Source organism: Kitasatospora sp. NPDC088779 (assembly GCF_040685395.1).
GTDB lineage: Bacteria > Actinomycetota > Actinomycetes > Streptomycetales > Streptomycetaceae > Kitasatospora.
The window spans coordinates 40,243-61,026 of record NZ_JBFBHW010000028.1; the positions used below are offsets into that span (position 1 = coordinate 40,243).

A 20,784-nucleotide genomic window follows, 5' to 3' on the forward strand; every position below is an offset into this window, starting at 1 on the left:
TTTCGTTACGGCCTCTGGTCGGGCGGTTCGATGGCGAGGGCGTGCCGGAAGATGTTGCACGGGTCCCAGCGGGCCTTGATCTGTTGCAGGCGGGGGTAGTTGTCCTTGTAGTACAGGGCGTGCCACGGGGTGCCGGAGGTGTTCCACGCCGGGTCGGCGAGGTCGGTGTCCGCGTAGTTGATGTAGGAGCCGTCACTGACCTCGCCGGGGACGGGGACGCCTCCGGTGTCGCGGTACACATCGCGGTAGAAGCCGCGGACCCAGGCCAGGTGGGCCGCGTCGTCCGACTCGTCGGCCCAGACGGTGTAGTAGACGGCCTTCATGACCGAGTCGCGCTGGGCGACGGCGGTGGCGTACGGGGGCACCGCGTTGACCTGGCCGCCGTAGCCGACGAGGAGCAGGCCGCACTCCGCACCGCCCGTGCCGTCCGTCAGGTACCGGTAGACGGTCGCGAGTTGGGGGTCGGTGAGGGAGCGGCGCAGGTAGCCGGCCTTGTCCTTGTAGCGCCGGGTGATCGAGTTGCCGGCCTCGCCGGTCCCCGGCCAGGTGCTGGTGGGCAGCCAGGGCATGGTGCCCCGGAGGGTGGCGGGTTCGGTGGCACCCACGTCGGCGGTCACCGCGCGCACGAAGTCGGTGAGCACCGCGTCGGAACCCGGAACACCCGCGTCGATCTGCACGACCAGCTCAAGGGTGCCGGACTTGCGGTGTCCGGCGATGAGGACCGCGTACAGGTTCGCCGCGGGGGTGCCCGGTTCGCTGTTGCGCTCGTGCCAGGCGCCGTAGTTGCGCAGCAGGGTGGTGAACGCCCGTTCCGTCATCTTCTCGTCCCAGGTCCAGGCGACCAGGCACCTCCGCAGCTCGCCCGGGGCGCGCGGCAGGAGTGCAGCGGGGTCGCCGTGGGAGCGGGTGCCGGAGGCGTCGGGGCCGGGGGCGGGGACGTCGGGGCCGGGGGTGTCGTGGGAGCGGAGCCAGTAGCGGGTCACGACGCCGAAGTTGCCACCACCGCCACCGGTGTGGGCCCACCACAGGTCATGGTTCGGATCGTCCGGGTCCCGGGTGGCGACCACCGCCCGGACGGTCCCGTCCCGGTCGGCCACCACCACCTCCACGGCGTGCAGGTAGTCCACGACCGAGCCGTAGGCGCGGGACAGCGGACCGTACCCGCCGCCGGCCAGATGCCCGCCCACGCCCACCTCGGGGCAGCCGCCGGCCGGGATCGTCACGCCCCAGCCCTTGAACAAGACCCGGTACACGCGCCCGAGGGTCGCTCCCGGCTGCACCGCGAAGGCACCCATCGCGGGGTCGAAGCCGACGGCGTCCATGGGAGAGAGGTCCAGCAGGAGCTGCACCGCCGGGTCGCCGGTGAAGTTCTCGAAACAGTGGCCGCCGCTGCGCACGGCGATCCGGCGCCCGGAGCGGACGGCGTCGGCGACGGCCCGCACCACCTGCTCGGTGGAGCCGGCCAGGCGGATCTCCTCCGGCCGGCCGACGAAACGGTAGTTGTCGCCCCGCAGCAGGCTGTCGTAGCGGGAGTCATCGGGGCGGACCGTGACCGGCCCGAACGGCCGACCCTCCGGCCCGCCCCCACCTCCCGCCGGACCACCTCCCGCTCCCGCCGGCCCCGGGCCTTGGCGGCCCGCCGCCTCGGCGGGCCCGACGGCCAGGCCGGCGACCGCACCGCCGACCGCCACCGCACCGGCCCGAGCGAGCAGGTGGCGACGCCCCAGCCGTTCGTCCGCCGACCAGTCCATCTCTTCCTCCGTTCACCACGACCATCCGTCAGCGCATGCTACCGGCGCCCACGGAATCCAAATATGCTTACTGTAACGACAATTGACGTAGAATCAGCAACACTGATCGTCGACACGCCCAGCCCGCCCCCGGCGGACGTTCAGCGGGCGCCGCAGAAGACGGCGTCGAGGAACTTGATGCCCGCCTCGTTCTGCGCCGTCTGCTCGGCGTCATCGCCCCGCGGGGTGTAGGAGACCGCGACCTGGCGGTCGGCGGTGCCCCACAGCTGGGTGGAGAAGCCGAAGGTGCCGCCGTTGTGGCCCAGCACGGTGGTGCAGGAGAGCTTCGCCCGCGCCAGCCCCATCCCGTAGTCGATGTCGTGCGAGCCCGGCACGGTCTCGAGCATCGTGGTCATCTCGCGCTGCTCCGCCGGACGCAGCAACTTCCCGTTCAACAGGGCCTGCTGGAAGCGGATCAGGTCGTCGGTGGTGGAGATGATCTCTCCGGCGGCGCCCGCCCAGGAGGGGTTCTGGTCGGTGACGTCGATGTCGGTCTTCTTGACGTTTCCGGTGCCGGCGCCGTCCACGGTGGTCCAGTAACTGTGGGCGTGCGGGCCGGGGATCGTGGTGGAGCGGCCGGGGACCATGGTCTTCGTCATCCCGAGCGGGCGCAGGATGCGCTGACCGACCTCCTGTCCGTAGGGGTGCCCGGTGACCTGCTCGATGATCAGGCCGAGGACGTCGAAGTTGGTGTTGGAGTAGCCCCATTGGGTGCCGGGCGCGAAGTACGGCGCGTGGGAGACGGATGAGGTCACCAACTGGCGCGCGGTGAACGTACGGTTCAAACCGCCCTGGGCCAGCCATGTCCGGAAGACGGCCGGGTCGTTGAGGTCGGGAAAGACGTCGGTGCCGTCGTTGGTGGCGTCGAACAGGCCCGTACGCTGGTTGAGCAGCTGGCGGACGGTGATGTTCTGCCCGTTGGGGACCAGCCCCGGCAGGTGGCTCGACACCGAGTCCTCCAGGCCGAGCCGGTGCTCGCCGACCAGTTGCAGCACCGTGGTGGCGACGAACGTCTTGGTGACGCTGCCGATCCGGAACCGGCCGTCGCCACGGACGGGCGCCTGACCGACCAGGTCGGTCACCCCCGTGGTGCCGCGCCACCGCTGGTCACCGTCACGCACCTCGGCGATCGCGGACACCGCCTTGGCGTCGGTCAGCCCGTTGAGGGCGAGTTGCAGCGGACCGCCACGCAGGCGGGCCGACGAAGCTGCGGAGTCCTCGGCTCCCGCCACAGCGGCGGAGGCGGGTGACGCGGACACCGCCAGACAGAAGGCTGCGATCAGGGCACTGGTCAGACGACGAGACATGGGGCTTCCCTTCACTCGGGCGAACAGGAGTTCGCCACGAGTCAGCCTGTCAGCGCCGCCACCGAGGGAGCATCACTCCGGATGAGGACCCGTCCATCCTTCAACAGGCTTACGAAATCGACACCTTAGGACACCAGAGAGGTACGTGAGGGGTCGTCCGGCGGTCGCATCCGGGGATGCGCCCGCGCGCCCGGTGAGTTGTGGCCGGGGGAGCCTCTGGTCTGGTGGCTCCCACCGGCGTCGGCACAAGGCCCCGTTCTCCGGCCGGTCAGCCGGCGCTGACGACCTGGCCGCAGACGATCGTTCCGTTGAGCGTGACCGTTTGACCGAGGTCGTAGGTGGCGGCCACCTCCGTGTTCGTCAGCGTGACCGTCCAACTGTCGCCGGTCTTCGTCGCCTTGATGCCGGTCGCGTTGTTCTTCACGTAGCCGCCGACGTGGGCGGCGGTGCTGACCGGCATCATCCAGCCGGTGCCCGACTGGACGCCGGCGACGCTCGGGCCGCCGGCGTTCTGGTCCGACGGCGCCTGGAAGGACTCCAGCTCGCCCTTGATGACGGTGCAGGTGCTGTCGGCGGCCTTGATGGAGCCCGACTCCACTCCGCTGAAGGTCACGTCGGCGCTGCCCTTGCCGGCCTTCCCCGGCGCGCCGGTGGGGGCGCCCGCCGCCGGGGGCGCCGCCGCGTCAGCCGTCGCCGCACCCGCGGACGTCGAGACCGCGGCCCCAGGTGCGGTGGCGCTCTTCGCCGTGCTCGACGATCCGCATCCGGCGAGGGATATCAGCGTCGCACCGGTTATGAGCCCGATGACGACACGTCGTCGGTGGAGTTCGGTCCGTGACATGTTCTCGCCCCTAGATCTCGCGTGTGAGTACTTGTCGATCACTGCGCAGAGTACGGCAGGCGGATGTCGGTCTCGGGATGCCGGCCGGATGCCGGGCCGGTGTTCTGCGCTGTGATCGCCATGCCCGGCACCATAGCCTGACGGTCTGACAAAAAGTGTTCGCGATCGAGTTGGTGGACACCGGTCCACCTGGCGGCAGAACGGCCGACCCTGACCCGCCACGCGGAAAACCGGATTCCTCCCCGGGCTGAAGGCCGGGACATCCCCCGACACCCGGGTGAAGCACCGCACGAGCGGTTCTTCGCCCCGGAGGGCCAGGCGGAGCGGATCCTCGTCGACTGAGCGTATGTCCCCTCCAGCAACGGCCGCCGGGCCGTACGCGGGCCTCCGGAGGTCGCGCGATGGCCTGATCGGCGGTTCCGTGTCCTGAGCCGGCGCGCTACCCGGTCAGCGCCGTGTGCAGGGGGCCCAGTAGGGAGAGGTCGTCGGTGGTGACGGTGAGGTGGGTGGCGCCGGCGGACCGCCAGGCCTCGGCGAGGGAGCGCCAGGTGTCCGGCCGGCCGGGGGCGGGGCGCAGGCGGGCCTCGACGCCGAAGGCGCTCCAGTCGCGGCCGGCTTCGGTCACCGCCGTCCGCAGTTCGGCGATGAGTGCGGCACCGCGGTCGACCCGGTTGGCGAGCAGGCCGGACATGGTGAAGCCGTCGGCGAGGGTGGCGATCCGGCGCAGTGAGCCCGGTCTTCCTCCGGTGCGCAGGGTACCGCCGCCCATCCAGAGGGGTACGGGACGCGGCCGGGGGGTGAGGGTGACGCCGGAGAACGCGACGTGCTCGCCGGCGAAGTCCGCGTCCGGCCGCGTCCACAGCAGGCGCAGCGCCTGGACCTGTTCCTCGAACAGTGCCGCACGGGTGCCCGGGGCGACGCCGAGGGCGGCGGACTCGGCGGGGTCGGATCCGATGGCGACGCCCAGCCGCAGCCGGTCGCCGCTGAGGTGGGCCAGTTGCGCGGCCTGCTTGGCGGCGAGCACCACCGGGCGGTGCGGCAGGATCGTCATCGCGGTGGCCAGCTCGATCCGGGTGGTGACGGCTGCCAGGAACGCCACCAGCGTCAGGCTCTCGTACGCGGGAACGTCGGACACCAGGTGTTCGGGGACGGACAGGTGGTCGTACCCGAGGCTCTCCGCGGTCACCGCGAACGCGCGGAGTCCGGCGGGTGAGAGGGTCGTCGGGACGGTCCAGCCGAGGCGGAGGGTCATTTGCGGAAGGCCTCCGGGTCGGCGGTGGAGACGAACACCGCGCGCGGGCGTTCGGCGGGCAGCAGCTGGGAGTTGAGGAGGTGGCGTAGCGCTTTCTCGCCGCCGGGGAGGGTGCCGGTGACCGACAGGTGGACGTGGAGGACTTGCGTGCCGTCCTCGTTCACCACCTCGGGCACGCAGTGCACGACCCCCGGGATGGCGTGCGCGGCCTGCCGGACGGTGTTCAGTGAGACCTTCTCGCCGCGCAGCACCACGAAGTCCGACAGGCGTCCGTGGAAGGTCAGATAGCCGTCGTCGATCGAGAAGGCGTCCCCGGTGGCGATGGTCCGCGGCCCCAGCAGGACTCTGCCGCTGTGCTGCCCGACCCGTCGCAGCAGGACGGTGCCGGATTCGACCAGCAGTTCTCCCACGTCGTCCTGCACCCCGCGCAGTGACGCGCGCACTCCCGGCAGCGGGCGGCCGACCGAGCCGTACCGGTGCGCGGGCTCGGCGTGCGCGGCCAGGGTCGACACGCGTGGTCCGGCCTCGGTGAGCCCGTAGGTCAGGTACAGCTCCGCGGAGGGCCGCGCGGCCAGCAGGTCGGCCACCTCCGCGGGTGTGAGCCGGTCCCCGCCGACCGCCAGTGCCCGCAGGCCGCGTGGCACGAGCCCGGGGTCGGCCAGCAGTTGGCGGGCGATCGTCGGGGTCACCGCCGAGTGGGTGACCCCGCGCGCGGTGACCGCGTCGCGGTACGCGGCCGGCGAGAACGGCGGCCCGTCGAGCACCAGCCGCGCCTTGGTCACGTACGCGGCGAACGCCTGCGCCACGAGGGCGTAGGAGTAGTACAGCGGCAGGTTCACCAGCAGGGTGTCGGCCGGGGTGATGCCCGTGGCCCCGGCGTGCAGGCGGGCGTTGTGCAGGAGCGAGGCCACCCGGTGCACGCACGCGCTGAACATCCCGGAGGTGCCGGAGGTGGACAGCAGGATCTCGCCCGGCCGGTACGGGGTGGTGGGGTGCCCGGTCGGCACGGCCAACGCGCCGCCCACCGGCAGCTGCGGCCCCGCGCCGGCCAGCCGGGTGGTCACCACGACGCCGGCCCCGACATGCCCGGCCAGCGCGCGCACCCGCTGCCACGGCGTGCTCGGCGGCACGGCCAGCGGCACCAGGCCCAGCAGCAGCGACGAGAGCAGCACGCGCAGCAGTTCGACTCCGTTGGTGAGGCAGAGCACGACCGCGTCGCCCGGTGCCAGGCCCAGCCCGGCCAGGTCCGCCAGCACGTCGTCCACCCCGGCCGGGGCGCCGCCGCCCGTACTGGCCGGGGTTGCCTCGACCCGGGTCAGGAAGTCGGCCACCTCGGACCGGGTGAGGCTGTTCACCGGTCGTCCCGGGCGCTGGTCAGGACCAGGCAGCGACACAACTTCCCCTCTCCCGCGGCGGGTTGCAGGCCGACCAGGAGCACGTGCCGGGCGTGGCCGTCCGCGAGCCAGCCGCCGAGCACCGTGAACGCGACGGGGGTGGCCCGGTCGGGGTGCGCCGCCAGCAGCAGGGACGGCCCGCGCAACCCGTGGCGCAGGGCGGGCAGCCCGGCCAGCACGCCCGGGTTCGCTCCGGCGAAGCGCAGTGGCGACACCCGGGACCTCGGCACCGAGTCGGCGATGCGGCGCATCGTCCGCTCGCTCCCGGTCGCGCTCATGACCAGGACCCCGGTGTCGGCGGCGTCGTCGAGCACGGGTTCGGCGCAGTCCGCCAGTGCCCGGTCCACGGTCTCGGCGACCAGCCAGGCCGCCGGGTCGGCGTAGAAGGACGGTTTGTTCACCGCGTACTCGTCCGGGTCGTCGGCGACGACCGTCGCCGAACCCAGCATCCGGGTGCCCGTCGGCACGTGTGTCACGCCCTCACCCCTTCGAACAGCAGGCACGTGTTGAACCCGCCGAACCCCAGCGTCAGGCTCAGTCCGGCGCCGGGGCCGACGGGTTGCGCCGATTCCGTGGCCAGCCGCAGCGGGGCCACCGGATCGCGCAGCCCGAGGACCGGTGGGACCTGTCGATGGCGCAGTGCCAGGACCGTCGCCACGGCCTCGATGGCCCCGGTCGCGCCCAGGCTGTGCCCGAACGCCCCCTTGGTGGCGAACACCAACGGGCCGTCGGCTCCGAACAGTTCCAGCAGGCTGCGCGCCTCGACCTCGTCGTTGAGCGGTGTGCCGGTGCCGTGGGCGTTGACCACCGCGATGTCCGCGGGTGCCAGGCCCGCGGAGGCCAGACAGCGTTCGACGGCGCGCAGCACGGCGCGTCCGGACGGGTCCGGTGCGGTGAGCCCGGCGGCGTCGTTGGCCGCGCCGGCCCCGCGCAGCCGGGCGTGCACCCGGGCGCCGCGTTCCCGGGCGGAGTCGGGGTGTTCGACCACCACGAAGGCCGCGCCCTCGCCGAGCAGCATCCCGTCGCGCGCCCGGTCGAAGGCCCGCAGGCCGGTGGGGCTCATCGTGCCCAGCGCGGAGTGCCCGAGCCGCTTGGCCTCGGTGACCACGTCCACCCCGCCCGCCACGCAGACCCGCCGCTCGCCCGAGCGCACCAGGGCGCGCGCGACGGCGATCGCGTCCGACCCCGCGGAACAGGCGGTCATGACGCAGACCGGCGTGCCCGGGTGCCCGATGCCCGCCGCCGCGTCGTCGGCCCAGGCGTGCAGCGTCGGCTCCGCCTCGTCCAGGCAGGCGCCGAAGCTGGTGCCCAGGACGAGGCCGACCTCGGGGTCGGTGGTGGACAGGCCGGCATCCGCGAACGCGGCGGACAGCGTCCGCCCGGCGAGCGCGCGCTGGCGCTCGCCCGCCCTGGTCCCGTACGGCACCGACGCGATGACGGCGGCGGCGGTGTTGCGCAAGGAGTGCGGCGAGTGGACGGGCGCCAGCGCCGAATCGCCCGCGCACAGCCGTTCCCACACCGCCTCCTGGTCCCGGCCCAGCGGAGTGTCCCACGCCAGTCCGGTGATCACCGGGGTCACCACGGCCGGGCCGCCGCGGGATCGACCTTCGTCCGGCTCATCGCGCCGCGGAACCCGGCGACCGACCGGCCCTCCACGGTCACCACGGCGGAGAAGGCGAAGGTGGGGCCGGACAGCCGGTCCGCGCGGACGTCGAGCACGACCTGGTCGCCGGGCACGACCGGGGCGAGGAATCGGGACTTGACCGTGCCGACCAGGGTGACCTCGTCGTCGGCGAGCGGATCGCTGCTCAACTGGTAGAGCAGGACGCCGGACTGGGCGAAGGCCTGCATGGTGTGGCTGCCGGGCAGGATCAGCCCCGGGGTCAGGCCGCGCTCGGGCAGGTGCCCGGACAGCGCGCCCATCTCCGCCGAGACGGCGAACATGCTGCGCAGGAACACGCCGGGCTCATGGTCCAGAACCCGGTCGATGAACAGGCGGGGGTGGCGTCCGCGCACCAGGGCCGCGATGGCCGAGGTGCCCAGCGGACGCGCCTCGCGGACCGTGACGGGAGGGGGTGCCGATTCGTTCGGGTGTCGCATCCGGGACGATTCCTCTCAGGGCCTGTCGCAGCGGTGCCGGCAGGGGCACCGCGCGCCGGGTGTCGGGGGCGACGGCGGCGAAGACGAGGTCGCCGGTCACCAACGGGGTGCGGGTGCCGTCCTCCTCCTCCCGCAGCAGACGTACCGCGAGGGCGAACCAGGCCGCGCCGACGTGGTCGACCCGGGTGTCCCCGATGATCACGTCGCGGTACACGGCGCTGTTGAGGTAGGCCACCCGCAGGTCGGCGACCACCAGGTCGACGTTCGCCGCACTGAAGGCGGTCAGACCCGCGTCGTGCGCTTCGAGGTGTTCGGTGCCAGCGGTCTCCATCAACGAGGTGTAGCGGGAGAAGTGCACGATCCCGGTCGCGTCGGTGTCGACGTGCTCGACCCGGGTGCGGAACCCCGCGCTCACCACAGGGCCCGGGCGCCCGCCGCCACCCGGTCCACGATCTCGTCGGCCTGCGTCCCGGTGGTGATCAGCGGCAGCACGATCCGCAGGGTGGGGTGGACGTAGCGCCGGCCACCGGAGCGTTTGCCCGCGCCCGCCATGAACTCCGCGTACACGCCCGCTTCGATCAACTCCCGGCGCAGCGCGCCGATCCGGTCCGCCGCCGCGGCGGTCAGTTCCACGCCGAACATGACCCCGCTCCCGCGGACCTCGGTGAACACGTCCGGGTGGCGGCCCACCAGGGCGTCGTCGAGATGCTTGGCCAGGTTCACGCCGACGTCGGCCGAGCCTCTCAGCAGCCCTTCGGTCTCGATGTGCTCGATGCCGTCGCGGATCACCGCACAGTTCGGTGGTCGCAGGTCGGAGGTGGTCACGGCGCCGGAGGAGCGGACGGCGAGCTCCTCGCGGGCGATCACCATCGAGGTGGACACCGTGCCCATGCCCAGGAACTTGCCGATGACGGTGATGTCGGTGGGCACCGGTCCGTCCGCGTCGCGCATGGCGAACCAACTGCCGGTCTTGGCGAACGTCAGCACCTCGTCGGCCACCAGCAGCACGTCGTCGGCCGCGCACCGCCGCGCGAGTTCGCGCAGGTATCCGGGCGGAGGCGGGAGGATGCCCGCGTCGCCCTGGATCGGTTCGACCACGACGGCCAGCAGCCGGTCGGCGGACTCGGCGAAGTACTCCGTCAGGGCGTCGAGGTCGCCGAACGGGATGTGGTGGACCCGGACTCCGTACGGGCCGGCGGTGTCCGTGCCGGGCAGCCCGGCCCGGTAGTACCTGCGGTTGAGCAGCTGCACCAGCCCACTGGTCCAGCCGTGCCAGGCGCCGTGGAAGGCGAGGATGGTGTCGCGCCGCTCCTTGCCCGGGCGGTGGCACAGCCGCCGGCCGTCGAAGCGGGACTCCAGCACCAGCCGCAGCGCCAACTCGTTGCCCTCCGAGCCGGAGTTGCGTCCGCTGACGTGGTACCGCCCTGCGGGGAAGTGGTCGGTCCACAACCCGCCGGGGCCGAAGAGCCGGTCGAGGAGCTCCGCCCGTTCCAGCGAGCCCAGTTCGTCGGTGACGTTGCCGACTCCGGTGCCGCGCGCCAGCGCCGCCCGTACGACGGGGTGGTCGCCGCCGAGGGTCGCGCTGGCGTAGCCGCCGCTGGCGTCCAGCAACCTCAGCCGCCTGCCCCGGCGTTCCGGGCTCAGATCGACCACGTCGAGGTGCAGGCCGCGCCCGCCCACGCAGGCGAACGGGAGCCGGGCCGCCCCGTAGTGGTTGAGGTGCAGGTCCGCGCCGCGCAACAGCGCACCGGTCTGGTCCCCAGTGTGGTCGTCACCGGCGACCGGGGCCGTGCTCACGCGGTGGCCGGGGGGCGGTCGGCCCCCGCCAGCCGCTCGACCAGTGCCAGCACATCACCGAGGGTGGACAACTCCCCCGCCGCGATGGCCTCGTCGGGGATGCTGATGTCGAACGCCTCTTCACACTGCACGCGCAGTTCCACGAAACCGAGCGAGTCCATGCCGTAATTCTCGCGCAGCCTGTCGTCGAGTCGCATCCGGTCGATCGGCACCTCCACCAACACCTCGGAGTGCAGAATTCGCTTGATGGTCTGCAAAGGATTCACCAGAACTTCCCCTCTGGGTGGGTTCATTCGAACAGGCTGCGACCGGACGTCCGGCGCGCGGAAAGGCGAGCGAGATCGCGGAAACGGTCGGGCCGAAAGTGGGCCGACGCTGATCGAAATTGAGGCGGTGTCAGCCATTCGCGCTTTATCGAAGCTAGCCGAGGCTTTATCACCTGTCAATGGTCCCCGATTTACCCGCCATGCGGCTTCGAGCTCCGGAATCGACGATTATTTTGCACGTTAGTTCGACGGCGATTCGGCCATTCACGAGCACACGGTCCATTTACCTGCGAAAACCAGCCCGCAGCGCGTCCCGGGCGGGCCGGCATCGATGGCCAGGTGACAGTTATGCACCTTTTACACTATTTGAGACACATCTCCGCCTGGCGCATATGCTTCTTGTCCTGGTGAATCGTCCCGAACTAGCCTGAGGTCGTCCATTTGTCTGGATGGACGCACAGCGCGGGAACGGGTACGCCATCGGGCCCCCGGCGGCGTCAGGCCTCGCACCCGGCTCCCTCCCAGTTCACTGCAAGCGCACCATCTGATGACGCTGACTACTTCTGCTTCCTGCCGACCGAAGTCCACGCCCCTTGCACGGCCGTCGGCAGACTCCTTCGAAGGAGCTTCGAAAGTCATGAGTGTCACCCCGGACGCCCTGCGCGGCGTCACCGTGTTCGTTGGCGGCCCGATCCAGCACGCCTTGGTGCCCGGCGGGATGGCGGCGCCGATCCACGATTTCCTGAGACTGACCATCGACCAGTCGCAGCAGGCCGGCGCCACCGTGCTGTCCGCGCACGTGGCCGAACGATTCGGTGCCGACACCGCTTCGTTCACCCCCGAGGAGGTGTCCGTGCGCGACTACGCGTGGATGCGCGAATGCGATGTGTTCGTGCCGGTACTGCCGGTGCTCGACGGCACCTTGCTGCGCACGGACGGCACACACATCGAACTGGGGTGGGCCAGCGCGCTGGGCCGCCCCATCGTGGGCATCACCGACCAGCCCTTCGCCGAGTCGGCCAGCCACCTGCTCAAGGGGCTCGCCCAGGTCGCGTCCGCAACGTTCCTGTCCGCCAAGGAGATCGCCAAGGACCCGGCGCTGCTGGTCGACGGCGTGCTCGCGGCGCTGGGCCGGACCAGGGCGGCGGCCTGACATGGCGGCCCCGACCCACCTGCTGGGAATGCACCTGGCCAACCCTGTCGTGGTCGGCTCCGGCCTGCTCACCGACCAGGAACGCAACATCCGCAGGCTGCTGGACGCCGGCGCGGGCGCGGTGGTCACCAAGACCATCCACCCCAACCCGCCGATCGGCCTGGACGAGCGCCTCGTCAGACTGCCCACCGGAATGATCAACAGCACCACCTACTCCAAACGGTCCGTCGATCACTGGGTGCACATCCTGCGCGACCTGACCCGGGACGGGCTGCCGGTCATCGCGTCGCTGCACGCCGACAGCCCGGCGGAACTCGCCGAGTTGGCGGCCCGGGTGGAGGCGACGGGCTGCCCGGCGCTGGAACTGGGCATCTCCTGCCTCAACGAGGAGGACGGCCTCGACGACACTCCCGAGCGGGTGCACGCCTACACCGCGGCCACCCGCGCTGCGACACGGGTGCCGTTCTCGGTCAAGCTGGCCAGCGGGGAGGGCCTGCACGCCCGGGCGTTCGCCGCCGCCCGCGCCGGCGCCGACGCGGTGACCATCAGCGACACCCTGCCCGCCGCCGCCGTGCACCCGGAGACCGGCGACCTCCAACTCGGCGGCGTGTTCGGCTACTCCGGACCGGGCATCAAGCCGCTCGTGCTGGCCTCCCTGTGGAAGCTGCGCCGAGCCGGGTTCGCCCTTCCCGTGCTGGCCTCCGGCGGCGTGCAGTCGGGCCGGGACGTGCACGACTACCTGGCGGTCGGCGCGGTGGCGGCCCAGGTGTACACCGCGCTGCACACCGACATGTACCACACGCTCGCCCGGATCGTGACCGAGACCACCGGGACGGGGAACACCGAAACGGGGAACACCGGCCACGGCCTCGCACCCGTCACCGGAGCGGACCGATCCGAGCAGGTGCAACCGTGACCCCCCGCAGCTCCGGGCCGCAGCTGTGCGACCTGAGCAGCGCCGACGTCCTGGCGGCCACCGCCGGGCGGACCGTGGTGTGGCCGGTGGGGGCCACCGAACAGCACGGTCCGCACCTGCCGCTGTCCGTGGACACCGTGCTGGCCGACGCGTTCGCCCGGCAGATCGCCTACGAGCTGAACGCCCTGACCCTGCCGGCGCAGTCCATCGCGGCGCGGTCGCTGCCGCAGAGCGGCGGCGGCCTGGCCTTCCCCGGCACCGTCTACGTGCGCGGTCGGTCCCTGCTGGCCTTCCTGGAGGACGTGCTGGAGTCGTTGTGCGCCCTGCCCTGGCGCCGACTGCTGGTCGTCAACGGCCACTTCGAGAACGAGCCGTTCCTCTTCGAGGCCCTCGACGAGGTGGGCCGACGGCCGGCGGCCGCGGGCAAGGAGTTCATCGCGCTGAGCTGGTGGAGCCTGGTCGACCCGGACTGGCTGGCCGGGCGGGTGCCGCTCTTTCCGGGCTGGCACGCCGAGCACGCGGGGATCACCGAGACCAGCCTGATGCTCTACCTCCGCCCGGACCTGGTCTCGGCCGCCCGGCCCGACCACGCCGACCCACCCCGCCCGGGGATCTACCTGCACCCCGCCGACGTGAACCGCACGACCAACCAAGGCGTCCTGTCCAGCACTTCGGGCGCCACCGTCGCCCTGGGCAAGGAACTCTTCTGGCACGTGGTCGCGGCCGCGGTCGACCTGGTGTCCCGGGGCGACGGACTTCTGCACGATCTGCACGAGGAGAAGCCTTGACCGTACCCACCCTCTGCGTGAGCAACGCCGTCGACACCCTGCGCGACTTCGCCGTCCGCGCCGACGACGTCGACGAGCTGCTCTCGGAGTGCTACGCCCAGCAGGACCAGGCGCTGTTCTGGGGGCCGCTGGACAAGATGCTCATCACCTACGAGCCGATCGGAGACCTGGACTGGCAGCGGAAGTTCCTGGAGATCGACGGTGTGGTGAACCTCAGCCCGGCGGGCCGCACCGGCTCGCTGTTCGCCGACATGCTCGCCGATCCCGAGCTGATGGCCGCCGTGGCCGCCCACGCCGGACCGGGCCGCAGACTCCGGCTGATCCCGCACACCACCACCGCCGACCTGTGGCGGTTCACCGAGGCCCTGCGCACCCGGTACGACGTGGTGACCGAACTGCCGGAGAGCCCGCCGCAGCAGGCCCTGCGCGACCTGCTGGACACCAAGACCGGCCTGCGCGACCTGGCCGCCGACCTCGGCATGACCGACGGACCCTGCCGCATCCCGCCCGGTACGCACTGCGCCGGGAAACAGGACGTGCCGGCCGCGGTCCGGGACATGCTCGCGACCGGCACACCGTGCATCGTCAAGGCGGACCGCGGCGAGGCGAGCCTCGGCCTGCTGATCTTCCGGCCCGGCGACGACGACATCGCCGAACGCCTGGCCGGGAGCACCTTCTACGACGAGGACCCGGTGGTCGTCGAGGAGTTCCTCGACGGCGACATCACCTTCCCGTCCGTGGAGTACATGGTGCCCGCGGACGCCCCGCCCCACCTCTGCTACACGACCGACATGCTGTTCGAGGGCGCCACGCACCTGCGCGGCAACGTCACCGCGCGCGAGCTGCGCCGCGCATGGTGGTACCGCCCGCTGACCGAGGGCGGGCTCCGGCTGGCCGAGGAGATGCAACGGCGCGGCTACCGCGGGCGCTTCGGCATCGACGCGATCGCCCGCGACGGCGTCGTCTACCTGCACGACCTCAACGCCCGCCGCACCGGGTCGAGCCACGTGCACGAATTCGGCGAGCACCTCATCGGCCCCGGCTACCTCGACACCCACGCGGTCGGCAACTACGACTTCTACGGCCTTCCGACCGGGCTGTACCTGCCGGAAGTGCTGCGCCTGCTCGGACCGCTCGTGGCCTCGCCCCGACACGCCGACCGGGGTGTGGTCCCGACCGAGCTGACGGACCTTCAAACTGGCAGACTGAGCTGCATGTTCTACGCCCCCAGCCTCGCCGAGCTGCACGACCTGATCGACAGAGCCAGGACGGCTCTGGACCTCGGCCGGTGAGCAGCCCGCTGCCCGTGGTCGGGACGGCCCGGCGCTGGCTGGTGCTGACCGTGGTGCTGCTGTGCTTCCTGCCCGCCGCCGTGGACGTCACCATCCTCACCATCACCGTCCCGACCCTCGCCCACGAACTGCGGGCGTCCCCGACCGAACTGCTGTGGGCGGTCGACGTGTACTCGCTCCTGATGGTCGGACTGGTGCTGGTCAGCGGGCCGTTGGGCGACCGGATCGGGCACAAGCGGCTGCTGCTGGCCGGACTGGCCGTCTTCAGCGCGGCCTCGGCACTGTGCGCGGCGGCACCGAACCCGCCGGCCCTGATCGGCGCCCGGGCACTGCTGGCGGTCGGCGCGTCGATGATCATCCCGGCCACGCTGGCGCTGATCCGGCAGACCTTCGGCGACGGCCGCGACCACGCGGTGGCCATCGGGGCGTGGAGCGCGGTCGCCGCCGGCGCCTCGGCGCTGGGACCGGTGGCCGGCGGCTTCCTGCTCCAGCACTTCTGGTGGGGCTCGATCTTCCTGGTCAACCTGCCGATCGTGGCACTGGCCGTACCCGCCGTGGCACTGCTGCTGCGCAACGAGGTCGAGTCCGAGCGGCAACCGTGGGAGGCCACCTCGCCCCTGCTCTCGATGGTGGGGTTCCTGGGCTGCGCCTACGCCATCATCGCCTTCACCCACGACGGCGTCGGCATCCCGGAGGTGGTGCTGCCGGCGGCGGCGGGCCTGACCGCGCTGGTGCTGTTCGTGCGACGGCAGCAGCGGATGCCGCACCCGATGCTGGACCTGTCCCTGTTCCGGCTGCCCGGGCTGCGCGCCGGAGTGGTGGCCTCGGTACTGCCGGTGCTGGTGATGGTCGGCTTCGAACTCCAACTGGTGCAGTACCTGCAGATCGCCAAGGGACTGTCGGCGGAGGCCGCCGCGCTGTACCTGATCCCGATGCCGTTGGCCGCGACGGTCGCGGGGCCGGTGGGCGGACTGCTCCTCTCCCGCCTGGGACAACCGCGCGCGGGCGTGCCCGCCGGCCTGCTGCTCGCGGCGACCGGATACGTCCTGGTCGCCTCCGGCACGGTGGCCCCGCTCGGGCTGGCCCTGATCGGGTTCGGCCACGGCCTGGTCCAGATGGTCGCCTCGAACCTGATCATGACCACCGCGCCGTCCTCCCTGGCAGGCGCGGCGGCGGGCATCGAGTCCGTCGCCTACGAGGCCGGCGCCGGCCTGGGGATCGCCGTCTTCGGCACGGTCACCACGGTGGCCTACCGACTGCTCCTCCCCCCGGGCACGTCATCGTCCCCGCTGGACGCGGGCGCCTCCCCGGAAACCGCCCGGGCCTTCACCGAGGCCTTCCACTCCACCACCTGGCTGGCTGCCGCCCTCACCCTGGCCACGATCCTCCCGGCCACCGCGAGGAGGGCGTCGGCGCGGTCCGGAACACCCGGCGCAGCCACGAACGCCTCGACTTCCCCGATCCCGTCGAGTCCGGGGACGAGCAGCACTTCGGGGACGAGCAGCACGCCGAGCAGGAAACAGCCGAACGAACGGACCTGAAAGCCCGTCAAGCAGACCCCGACGGCGCCCTCACTACTGCTGCCCGGATGCCGGTAGCGTTGAGGCCGTCCGCGATCCCGAGCACGTCACCCAGGACCCGCCCTACGTCGTGGTCGGTGTGGACGGCAGCCCTCGCGGCGCCCGAGCCATGGCTCTTCGTGTCCGTCATGTCGACCGCGCTTGAATACGCGGCACCTCGACCTGCGGGCCTACCAGTCCCGGGGCCGGAGCCTTCACTGCGTGATGAGGACGGCGGCTCCGGTGATCCGGTCCGCCGCGAGGTCGGCCAGCGCGGCGTCGGCACGGTTCATGGGGTAGCGCTGCACGTGCACCGCCGGGTGGTGCCGGGCGACTTCCGCGAGGTAGGCGAGGCCGTCCTCACGGGTGTTGGCGGTGACGCTGCGCAGACTGCGCTCCTGGAAGAGGTGCCGCTGGTAGTCGAGGGCGGGAACGTCGGTGAGGTGGATCCCGGCCACCGCCAGCGTGCCGCCGCGGTCCAGCGCGGCGAGCGCGACCGGCACCAGGTCGCCGACCGGGGCGAACAGGATCGCCGAGTCGAGGGGTTCGGGCGGTGTGCCGTAGGCGTCGCCGACGGAGGACGCGCCCAGCTCCAGGGCCAGGCGCCGGGCGCTCGCGGCCCGGGTGAGGACGTGCACGGTGGCGCCCCGGGCGAGCGCGAGCTGCGCGGTGAGGTGCCCGGAGGCGCCGAGGCCGTAGATGCCCAGCCGTCCGCCGGGCGGCAGCTGCGCGCGTTCCAGGGCGCGGTAGCCGATGATGCCGGCGCACAGCAGCGGGGCGAGGTCCTCGTCGGGCGGCCCCTCGGGGAGCGGGTAGGCGTACCCGGCGTCCACGAGGGTGTGTCCGGCGTAGCCGCCCTGGACGTCCCAACCGGTGTACCGGGAGTTCGGGCAGAGGTTCTCGCGGCCGGCCCGGCAGTACCGGCAGTCGCCGCAGGTGCTCGCGAGCCAGGCCGCGCCGACCCGGTCGCCGGGAGAGAAGTCCCGCACCTCCCGGCCCGTGCTCAGCACCCGGCCGACGATCTCGTGCCCCGGTGTGCAGGCGGGCCGGTGCGGCGGAAGGTCGCCCTCGGCCAGGTGCAGATCGGTGCGGCACACTCCACAGGCCCCGACCTCGATCAACAACTCCTGGGGTCCGGGCGGTTCCAGCATCCGCTCCACCCGGCGCAGCGGGGACGAGCACATCGGGCCGGGGCGCTCCACCACCCAGGCCGTGGTGCGCTGCCCTGCACTTTCGGCTGCTGTCATGGCCATTCCTCCGACAGGGGTCTTCCGCGGTCGGCGCCGCCTGCTCACACCTCGGTCGAGGCCGACCGCGTTGAGCGCGGTGCGAACGCGTGCCGCCCCGAGCGGTCCGGAGCGGGAGCCGATCGCGGGACGTCACAGGAGGGGTCGGCCGGTCGGGAGCGGAGCGCCGTCCGCCACTGACCGTGGTCACCCGCCTGTCCGTGCGCCTTCCGTCGGGGCGCCCGCGGCGGCCAGGAGCTCGGTGGCGGTGCGGGTGTTGGCCGGTTCGCATGCCGCCGTCATCAGCCACTCGGCGGTCGGGGCCTCGGTCTCGGGGGGAATCACCAGGAGGTCCAGTCGCCGGGGCACGAAGGAACACACCACCACCTCCTCCGCGTCCTGTTCCTGTTCGAACCAGCCGACGTGGATGACATGGCCGGTGACCGGGACGCGCCGGGGGATGACCGGCCAGTGCGCCGGGTTCACGGTGACGCGGAGGATCTCTCCCCACGACGGGGCCAGCGTCGCCGCCAGCGGGGGGAGTTCACGAAGGAGGTCGCGGGAACGGGGCCACCAGGCCCCGCCCAGCCGCCCCGGGGCGACGCCCTCGGGGACCAGCGAGAGCCGCGCGGGCGGCTCCGGGTGGGACGCCCGGGCGCCGCCGGGCTCGGAGGTTGCGGTCATGTCGGAACACCTGCCCTTGGCTCGCCTGGGTCGGCCTGACACTGTCGCCGGGGCACCACGGACCGAACCCGCAGGCCGCGGACAGTGGCTCTTCCACCGTACTCCGGACGCCGGCGGCGCCCCGGGGGAAGAGGAGCGGCGGGCGGATGGGCCGACCGGGCGCGGGGAGGCACCCCGCCCGATCAGGTGCGCTCGGTTTCGGTGACGGCGGGCGGCTGCTGCTCGCGAACCGCAGGCCTCGACCGTCCGCGGTTCGGTGTCATGACGCCCCCGCCCGGTGCCCTTCCACCGCCCGGCGGACCTCGGCGACGACGCGCGGCACCGCGTCGACGACAGCCGGGCTCAGGCCCTCGCCGATCGAGAAGTCCACGCCCTCCACCGCGACGATTCACCTGGCCCGGCCGCGGGTGGGAGGTTCCCGCACCCTCTCCCCCGTTCCCGCCCACAGGCCCCGCCCTACCCGGACGGATGGTTCTGCCTGGGCGCGGGCGACGAATGGAAGCCCGGCACGGTACGCACCCGCAGGCTCAAGGACGAGGACGTGGCGCGCAGCTCAGCCCTCCCACGGCCCAGGGGCCCGTCGCCACCGTCCACCTCCAGTTCCGCGACAGTCCGCTGCCGCTCCTGGGGAACCTGGTCACGGAGTTGGAGGCGACCCCCTACGGACTCGGCGCGGACCGGGAGTAGGCCGTAGTGGAGAACGCCATCTCACTGGTCGGTACCGTCGCCTCGCCAATGGACTGCCCACCAGACCCGGCAGGCGCAGACGTTGCACACCGCCGCCCGGCCGCCACCGGTTCGCACGGCGGGTAAGCCATCGCCGGAAGGTGTCCGGGCGGTCTGCCGCGGCGCTCTTCGGGTGATCCGGATCTGCCGGGCGTGCCGACGCCGTCGCCTGTGCGTTGGACGGGCGTATCCGCGTGTCGGCCGCCGTGGCCGGCCCCTGACTCTGGAGTGCGCTGTGAAGAAGTCCCCCGTGCGCCTTGCCGCCGTCGCCGTCCTGGCGTTCGCGGCGCTGGCCCCCTCCTCGGCCTCGGCCCAGGCGCCCGGTGCGCTGCTCCCGCCGCTCCAACTGCGCGGCGGGACGCCCTTCGACTACTGTCTGACCGATACCGCCGCCAAGGCCCTCTCCGACGCCGGCGTCACCTTCGACGCGGTCGCACCCGCGACACTGGTCACCCTGAACGGCCACCAGTGCATGCACTCGATGCTCGACAGCGGCGAGATCAACACCGACCTGTCCGGCCTCACCGGCCGGGCCCGAGGCGGCTTCGCCTTCCAACGCGACGGGCAGCGCTCCGAGTTCGCAAACCTGGAGCTGGCGATGAAGCTCGACCGCACCAGCGTCATCACCACCGAGCACCTCGGCCGGCGCATCGACACGCTCACCGTCACCGACGAGGGCATCAGGCTCTCCCTGACCAAGGTCAGCGCCGAGAACACCCCCGTCAACCTGGCCGCGCCGGCCGCGAACGCCCTCTCCCAGGAGTTCGGCACCAGTCCGCTCGCCACCGGGGAACAGCTCTTCTCCGCCACCCTCAGCTTCGACGTCCTCCAGGGACTCACCGGACTCAGCACCGGCCTGTAGGGCGGACGCGGTCTGGGCGGCCCGCGGAGGCCGCGCCCCTTGAAGCACCCGCCCCGGGTCAGCCGAGCGAGGATCCGGCTGCGCCGAGGGTGTCCCGCAGCCACTGCTCGACGCCTGCCACGTGCACCGTCGCCCAGGCGTGCGCGACGTCGGGGCGGCGGTGGGCGATGGCGTCGAGGATGGCGCGGTGCTGCTGGCGGGTCCGGTCGACCGCGCCTTCCTCGGTCAGCCCGCGCCAGATCCTCGCCCGGGCGGTCGGGCCGGACAGACCGTCGACGAGCGAGCACAGGACGGTGTTGCCCGAACCGGCCGCGATCCTGTGGTGGAACTCCAGGTCGTTGTCGATCAGCTCTTGCAGGGGGGCGTCGTCACGCAGGCTCTCCAGGACCTCTCCGAGCGCGGCGATGTCCTCGTCCGGCATCACTCGGGCGGCCATGGCCGCGGCGGCGGGCTCCAGGATGCGGCGGACCTCCAGGAACTCCAGCACCGAGTCGTCCTGGTGGAAGTCGACGACGAAGCCCAGCGCGTCCAGCAGCAGGTTGGGCTCCAGACTCGTCACGTACGTGCCGTCTCCCTGGCGTACGTCGAGCACCCGGATGAGCGAGAGAGCTTTCACCGCCTCACGCAGGGAGTTGCGCGACAGACCGAGCCGCTCGGCCAGGTCGGCCTCCTTGGGGAGTCGCGAACCGGGGCGCAGCTCACCACTGACGATCATGGCTTTGATCTTCTCGATCGCCGAGTCGGTGACTGGCACGCCGATGCCTCCCTGGTCCTGATCCCTGCAGCATAGTCTCCCCGACACCCACCCGGAGCTGGCCTTGATCGCGACCG

20 protein-coding genes are annotated in these 20,784 nt (G+C 72.2%); 6 read left to right on the forward strand and 14 right to left on the reverse strand.

What is annotated here, in order from left to right; genetic code table 11:
- Positions 1–5: 5 nt before the first annotated feature.
- From AB0P03_RS24685 to AB0P03_RS24735, 11 genes are all read right to left on the reverse strand, one after another.
- On the reverse strand, positions 6–1,751 hold the full coding sequence (locus AB0P03_RS24685; protein WP_363630770.1) for an FAD-binding protein: 1,746 nt from the start codon (positions 1,749–1,751) through the stop codon (positions 6–8).
- Positions 1,752–1,891: 140 nt separating this feature from the next.
- Positions 1,892–3,097, reverse strand: coding sequence for a serine hydrolase domain-containing protein (locus AB0P03_RS24690; RefSeq protein WP_363630772.1), 1,206 nt, complete (start codon positions 3,095–3,097; stop codon positions 1,892–1,894).
- Positions 3,098–3,365: 268 nt separating this feature from the next.
- The gene (locus AB0P03_RS24695; RefSeq protein WP_363630774.1) at positions 3,366–3,938 is read right to left on the reverse strand and encodes a hypothetical protein; all 573 of its coding nucleotides are present in this window, start codon (positions 3,936–3,938) and stop codon (positions 3,366–3,368) included.
- Between the two features lie 439 nt (positions 3,939–4,377).
- Positions 4,378–5,190: a TIGR03619 family F420-dependent LLM class oxidoreductase gene (locus AB0P03_RS24700; RefSeq protein ID WP_363630776.1), complete on the reverse strand. Its 813-nt coding sequence runs from the start codon at positions 5,188–5,190 to the stop codon at positions 4,378–4,380.
- Complete coding sequence (locus tag AB0P03_RS24705; RefSeq protein ID WP_363581258.1) at positions 5,187–6,545, reverse strand: class I adenylate-forming enzyme family protein; 1,359 nt, start codon at positions 6,543–6,545, stop codon at positions 5,187–5,189. Before AB0P03_RS24705 ends, AB0P03_RS24700 begins: the two co-directional genes overlap by 4 nt.
- Positions 6,542–7,060, reverse strand: a complete 519-nt coding sequence (locus tag AB0P03_RS24710) for a polyketide synthase (RefSeq protein ID WP_363630778.1) — start codon at positions 7,058–7,060, stop codon at positions 6,542–6,544. Before AB0P03_RS24710 ends, AB0P03_RS24705 begins: the two co-directional genes overlap by 4 nt.
- On the reverse strand, positions 7,057–8,154 hold the full coding sequence (locus AB0P03_RS24715; RefSeq protein WP_363581254.1) for a beta-ketoacyl synthase N-terminal-like domain-containing protein: 1,098 nt from the start codon (positions 8,152–8,154) through the stop codon (positions 7,057–7,059). Before AB0P03_RS24715 ends, AB0P03_RS24710 begins: the two co-directional genes overlap by 4 nt.
- 5 nt (positions 8,155–8,159) lie before the next feature.
- Positions 8,160–8,543 (reverse strand): polyketide dehydratase, encoded by a 384-nt coding sequence (locus AB0P03_RS24720; protein WP_350876226.1) that lies wholly within the window; start codon positions 8,541–8,543, stop codon positions 8,160–8,162.
- Positions 8,544–8,550: 7 nt separating this feature from the next.
- Entirely contained in the window at positions 8,551–9,099 is a 549-nt protein-coding gene (locus AB0P03_RS24725) for a thioesterase family protein (RefSeq protein WP_363581252.1), read from the reverse strand.
- Positions 9,096–10,481, reverse strand: coding sequence for an aminotransferase class III-fold pyridoxal phosphate-dependent enzyme (locus AB0P03_RS24730; RefSeq protein WP_363630779.1), 1,386 nt, complete (start codon positions 10,479–10,481; stop codon positions 9,096–9,098). The genes AB0P03_RS24725 and AB0P03_RS24730 overlap by 4 nt, the downstream gene beginning before the upstream one ends.
- Positions 10,478–10,747 (reverse strand): acyl carrier protein, encoded by a 270-nt coding sequence (locus AB0P03_RS24735; RefSeq protein ID WP_363630781.1) that lies wholly within the window; start codon positions 10,745–10,747, stop codon positions 10,478–10,480. The genes AB0P03_RS24730 and AB0P03_RS24735 overlap by 4 nt, the downstream gene beginning before the upstream one ends.
- Positions 10,748–11,384: 637 nt before the next feature.
- Between AB0P03_RS24735 and AB0P03_RS24740 the strand changes: the two genes are divergently transcribed.
- The 5 genes from AB0P03_RS24740 to AB0P03_RS24760 are packed head-to-tail and all read left to right on the forward strand — an operon-like array spanning position 11,385 to position 16,437.
- Positions 11,385–11,900 carry a hypothetical protein gene (locus AB0P03_RS24740; protein WP_363581246.1) on the forward strand — a complete coding sequence of 172 codons (516 nt, stop codon included), beginning with the start codon at positions 11,385–11,387 and terminating at the stop codon, positions 11,898–11,900.
- A 1-nt stretch (position 11,901) separates the two neighbouring features.
- Complete coding sequence (locus AB0P03_RS24745) at positions 11,902–12,816, forward strand: dihydroorotate dehydrogenase (RefSeq protein ID WP_363581245.1); 915 nt, start codon at positions 11,902–11,904, stop codon at positions 12,814–12,816.
- Positions 12,813–13,604: a creatininase family protein gene (locus AB0P03_RS24750; RefSeq protein WP_363630783.1), complete on the forward strand. Its 792-nt coding sequence runs from the start codon at positions 12,813–12,815 to the stop codon at positions 13,602–13,604. Before AB0P03_RS24745 ends, AB0P03_RS24750 begins: the two co-directional genes overlap by 4 nt.
- Positions 13,601–14,896, forward strand: coding sequence for a hypothetical protein (locus AB0P03_RS24755; protein ID WP_363581241.1), 1,296 nt, complete (start codon positions 13,601–13,603; stop codon positions 14,894–14,896). Before AB0P03_RS24750 ends, AB0P03_RS24755 begins: the two co-directional genes overlap by 4 nt.
- Positions 14,893–16,437: an MFS transporter gene (locus tag AB0P03_RS24760; protein ID WP_363630785.1), complete on the forward strand. Its 1,545-nt coding sequence runs from the start codon at positions 14,893–14,895 to the stop codon at positions 16,435–16,437. Before AB0P03_RS24755 ends, AB0P03_RS24760 begins: the two co-directional genes overlap by 4 nt.
- A 233-nt stretch (positions 16,438–16,670) precedes the next feature.
- On the opposite strand, the gene AB0P03_RS24765 is transcribed toward AB0P03_RS24760, so the two are convergent.
- Positions 16,671–17,702, reverse strand: a complete 1,032-nt coding sequence (locus tag AB0P03_RS24765) for a zinc-dependent alcohol dehydrogenase family protein (RefSeq protein ID WP_363581237.1) — start codon at positions 17,700–17,702, stop codon at positions 16,671–16,673.
- Positions 17,703–17,888: 186 nt separating this feature from the next.
- Complete coding sequence (locus AB0P03_RS24770) at positions 17,889–18,365, reverse strand: DUF5994 family protein (RefSeq protein ID WP_363630787.1); 477 nt, start codon at positions 18,363–18,365, stop codon at positions 17,889–17,891.
- 961 nt (positions 18,366–19,326) lie between these two features.
- Between AB0P03_RS24770 and AB0P03_RS24775 the strand changes: the two genes are divergently transcribed.
- Positions 19,327–19,953 carry a hypothetical protein gene (locus AB0P03_RS24775; RefSeq protein WP_363581233.1) on the forward strand — a complete coding sequence of 209 codons (627 nt, stop codon included), beginning with the start codon at positions 19,327–19,329 and terminating at the stop codon, positions 19,951–19,953.
- A 58-nt stretch (positions 19,954–20,011) separates the two neighbouring features.
- Here AB0P03_RS24775 and AB0P03_RS24780 read toward each other — a convergent pair whose 3' ends face one another.
- A complete protein-coding gene (locus AB0P03_RS24780) occupies positions 20,012–20,707 on the reverse strand; it encodes a FadR/GntR family transcriptional regulator (protein WP_363630788.1) in 696 nt (231 codons plus the stop codon).
- Between the last annotated feature and the right edge of the window lie 77 nt (positions 20,708–20,784).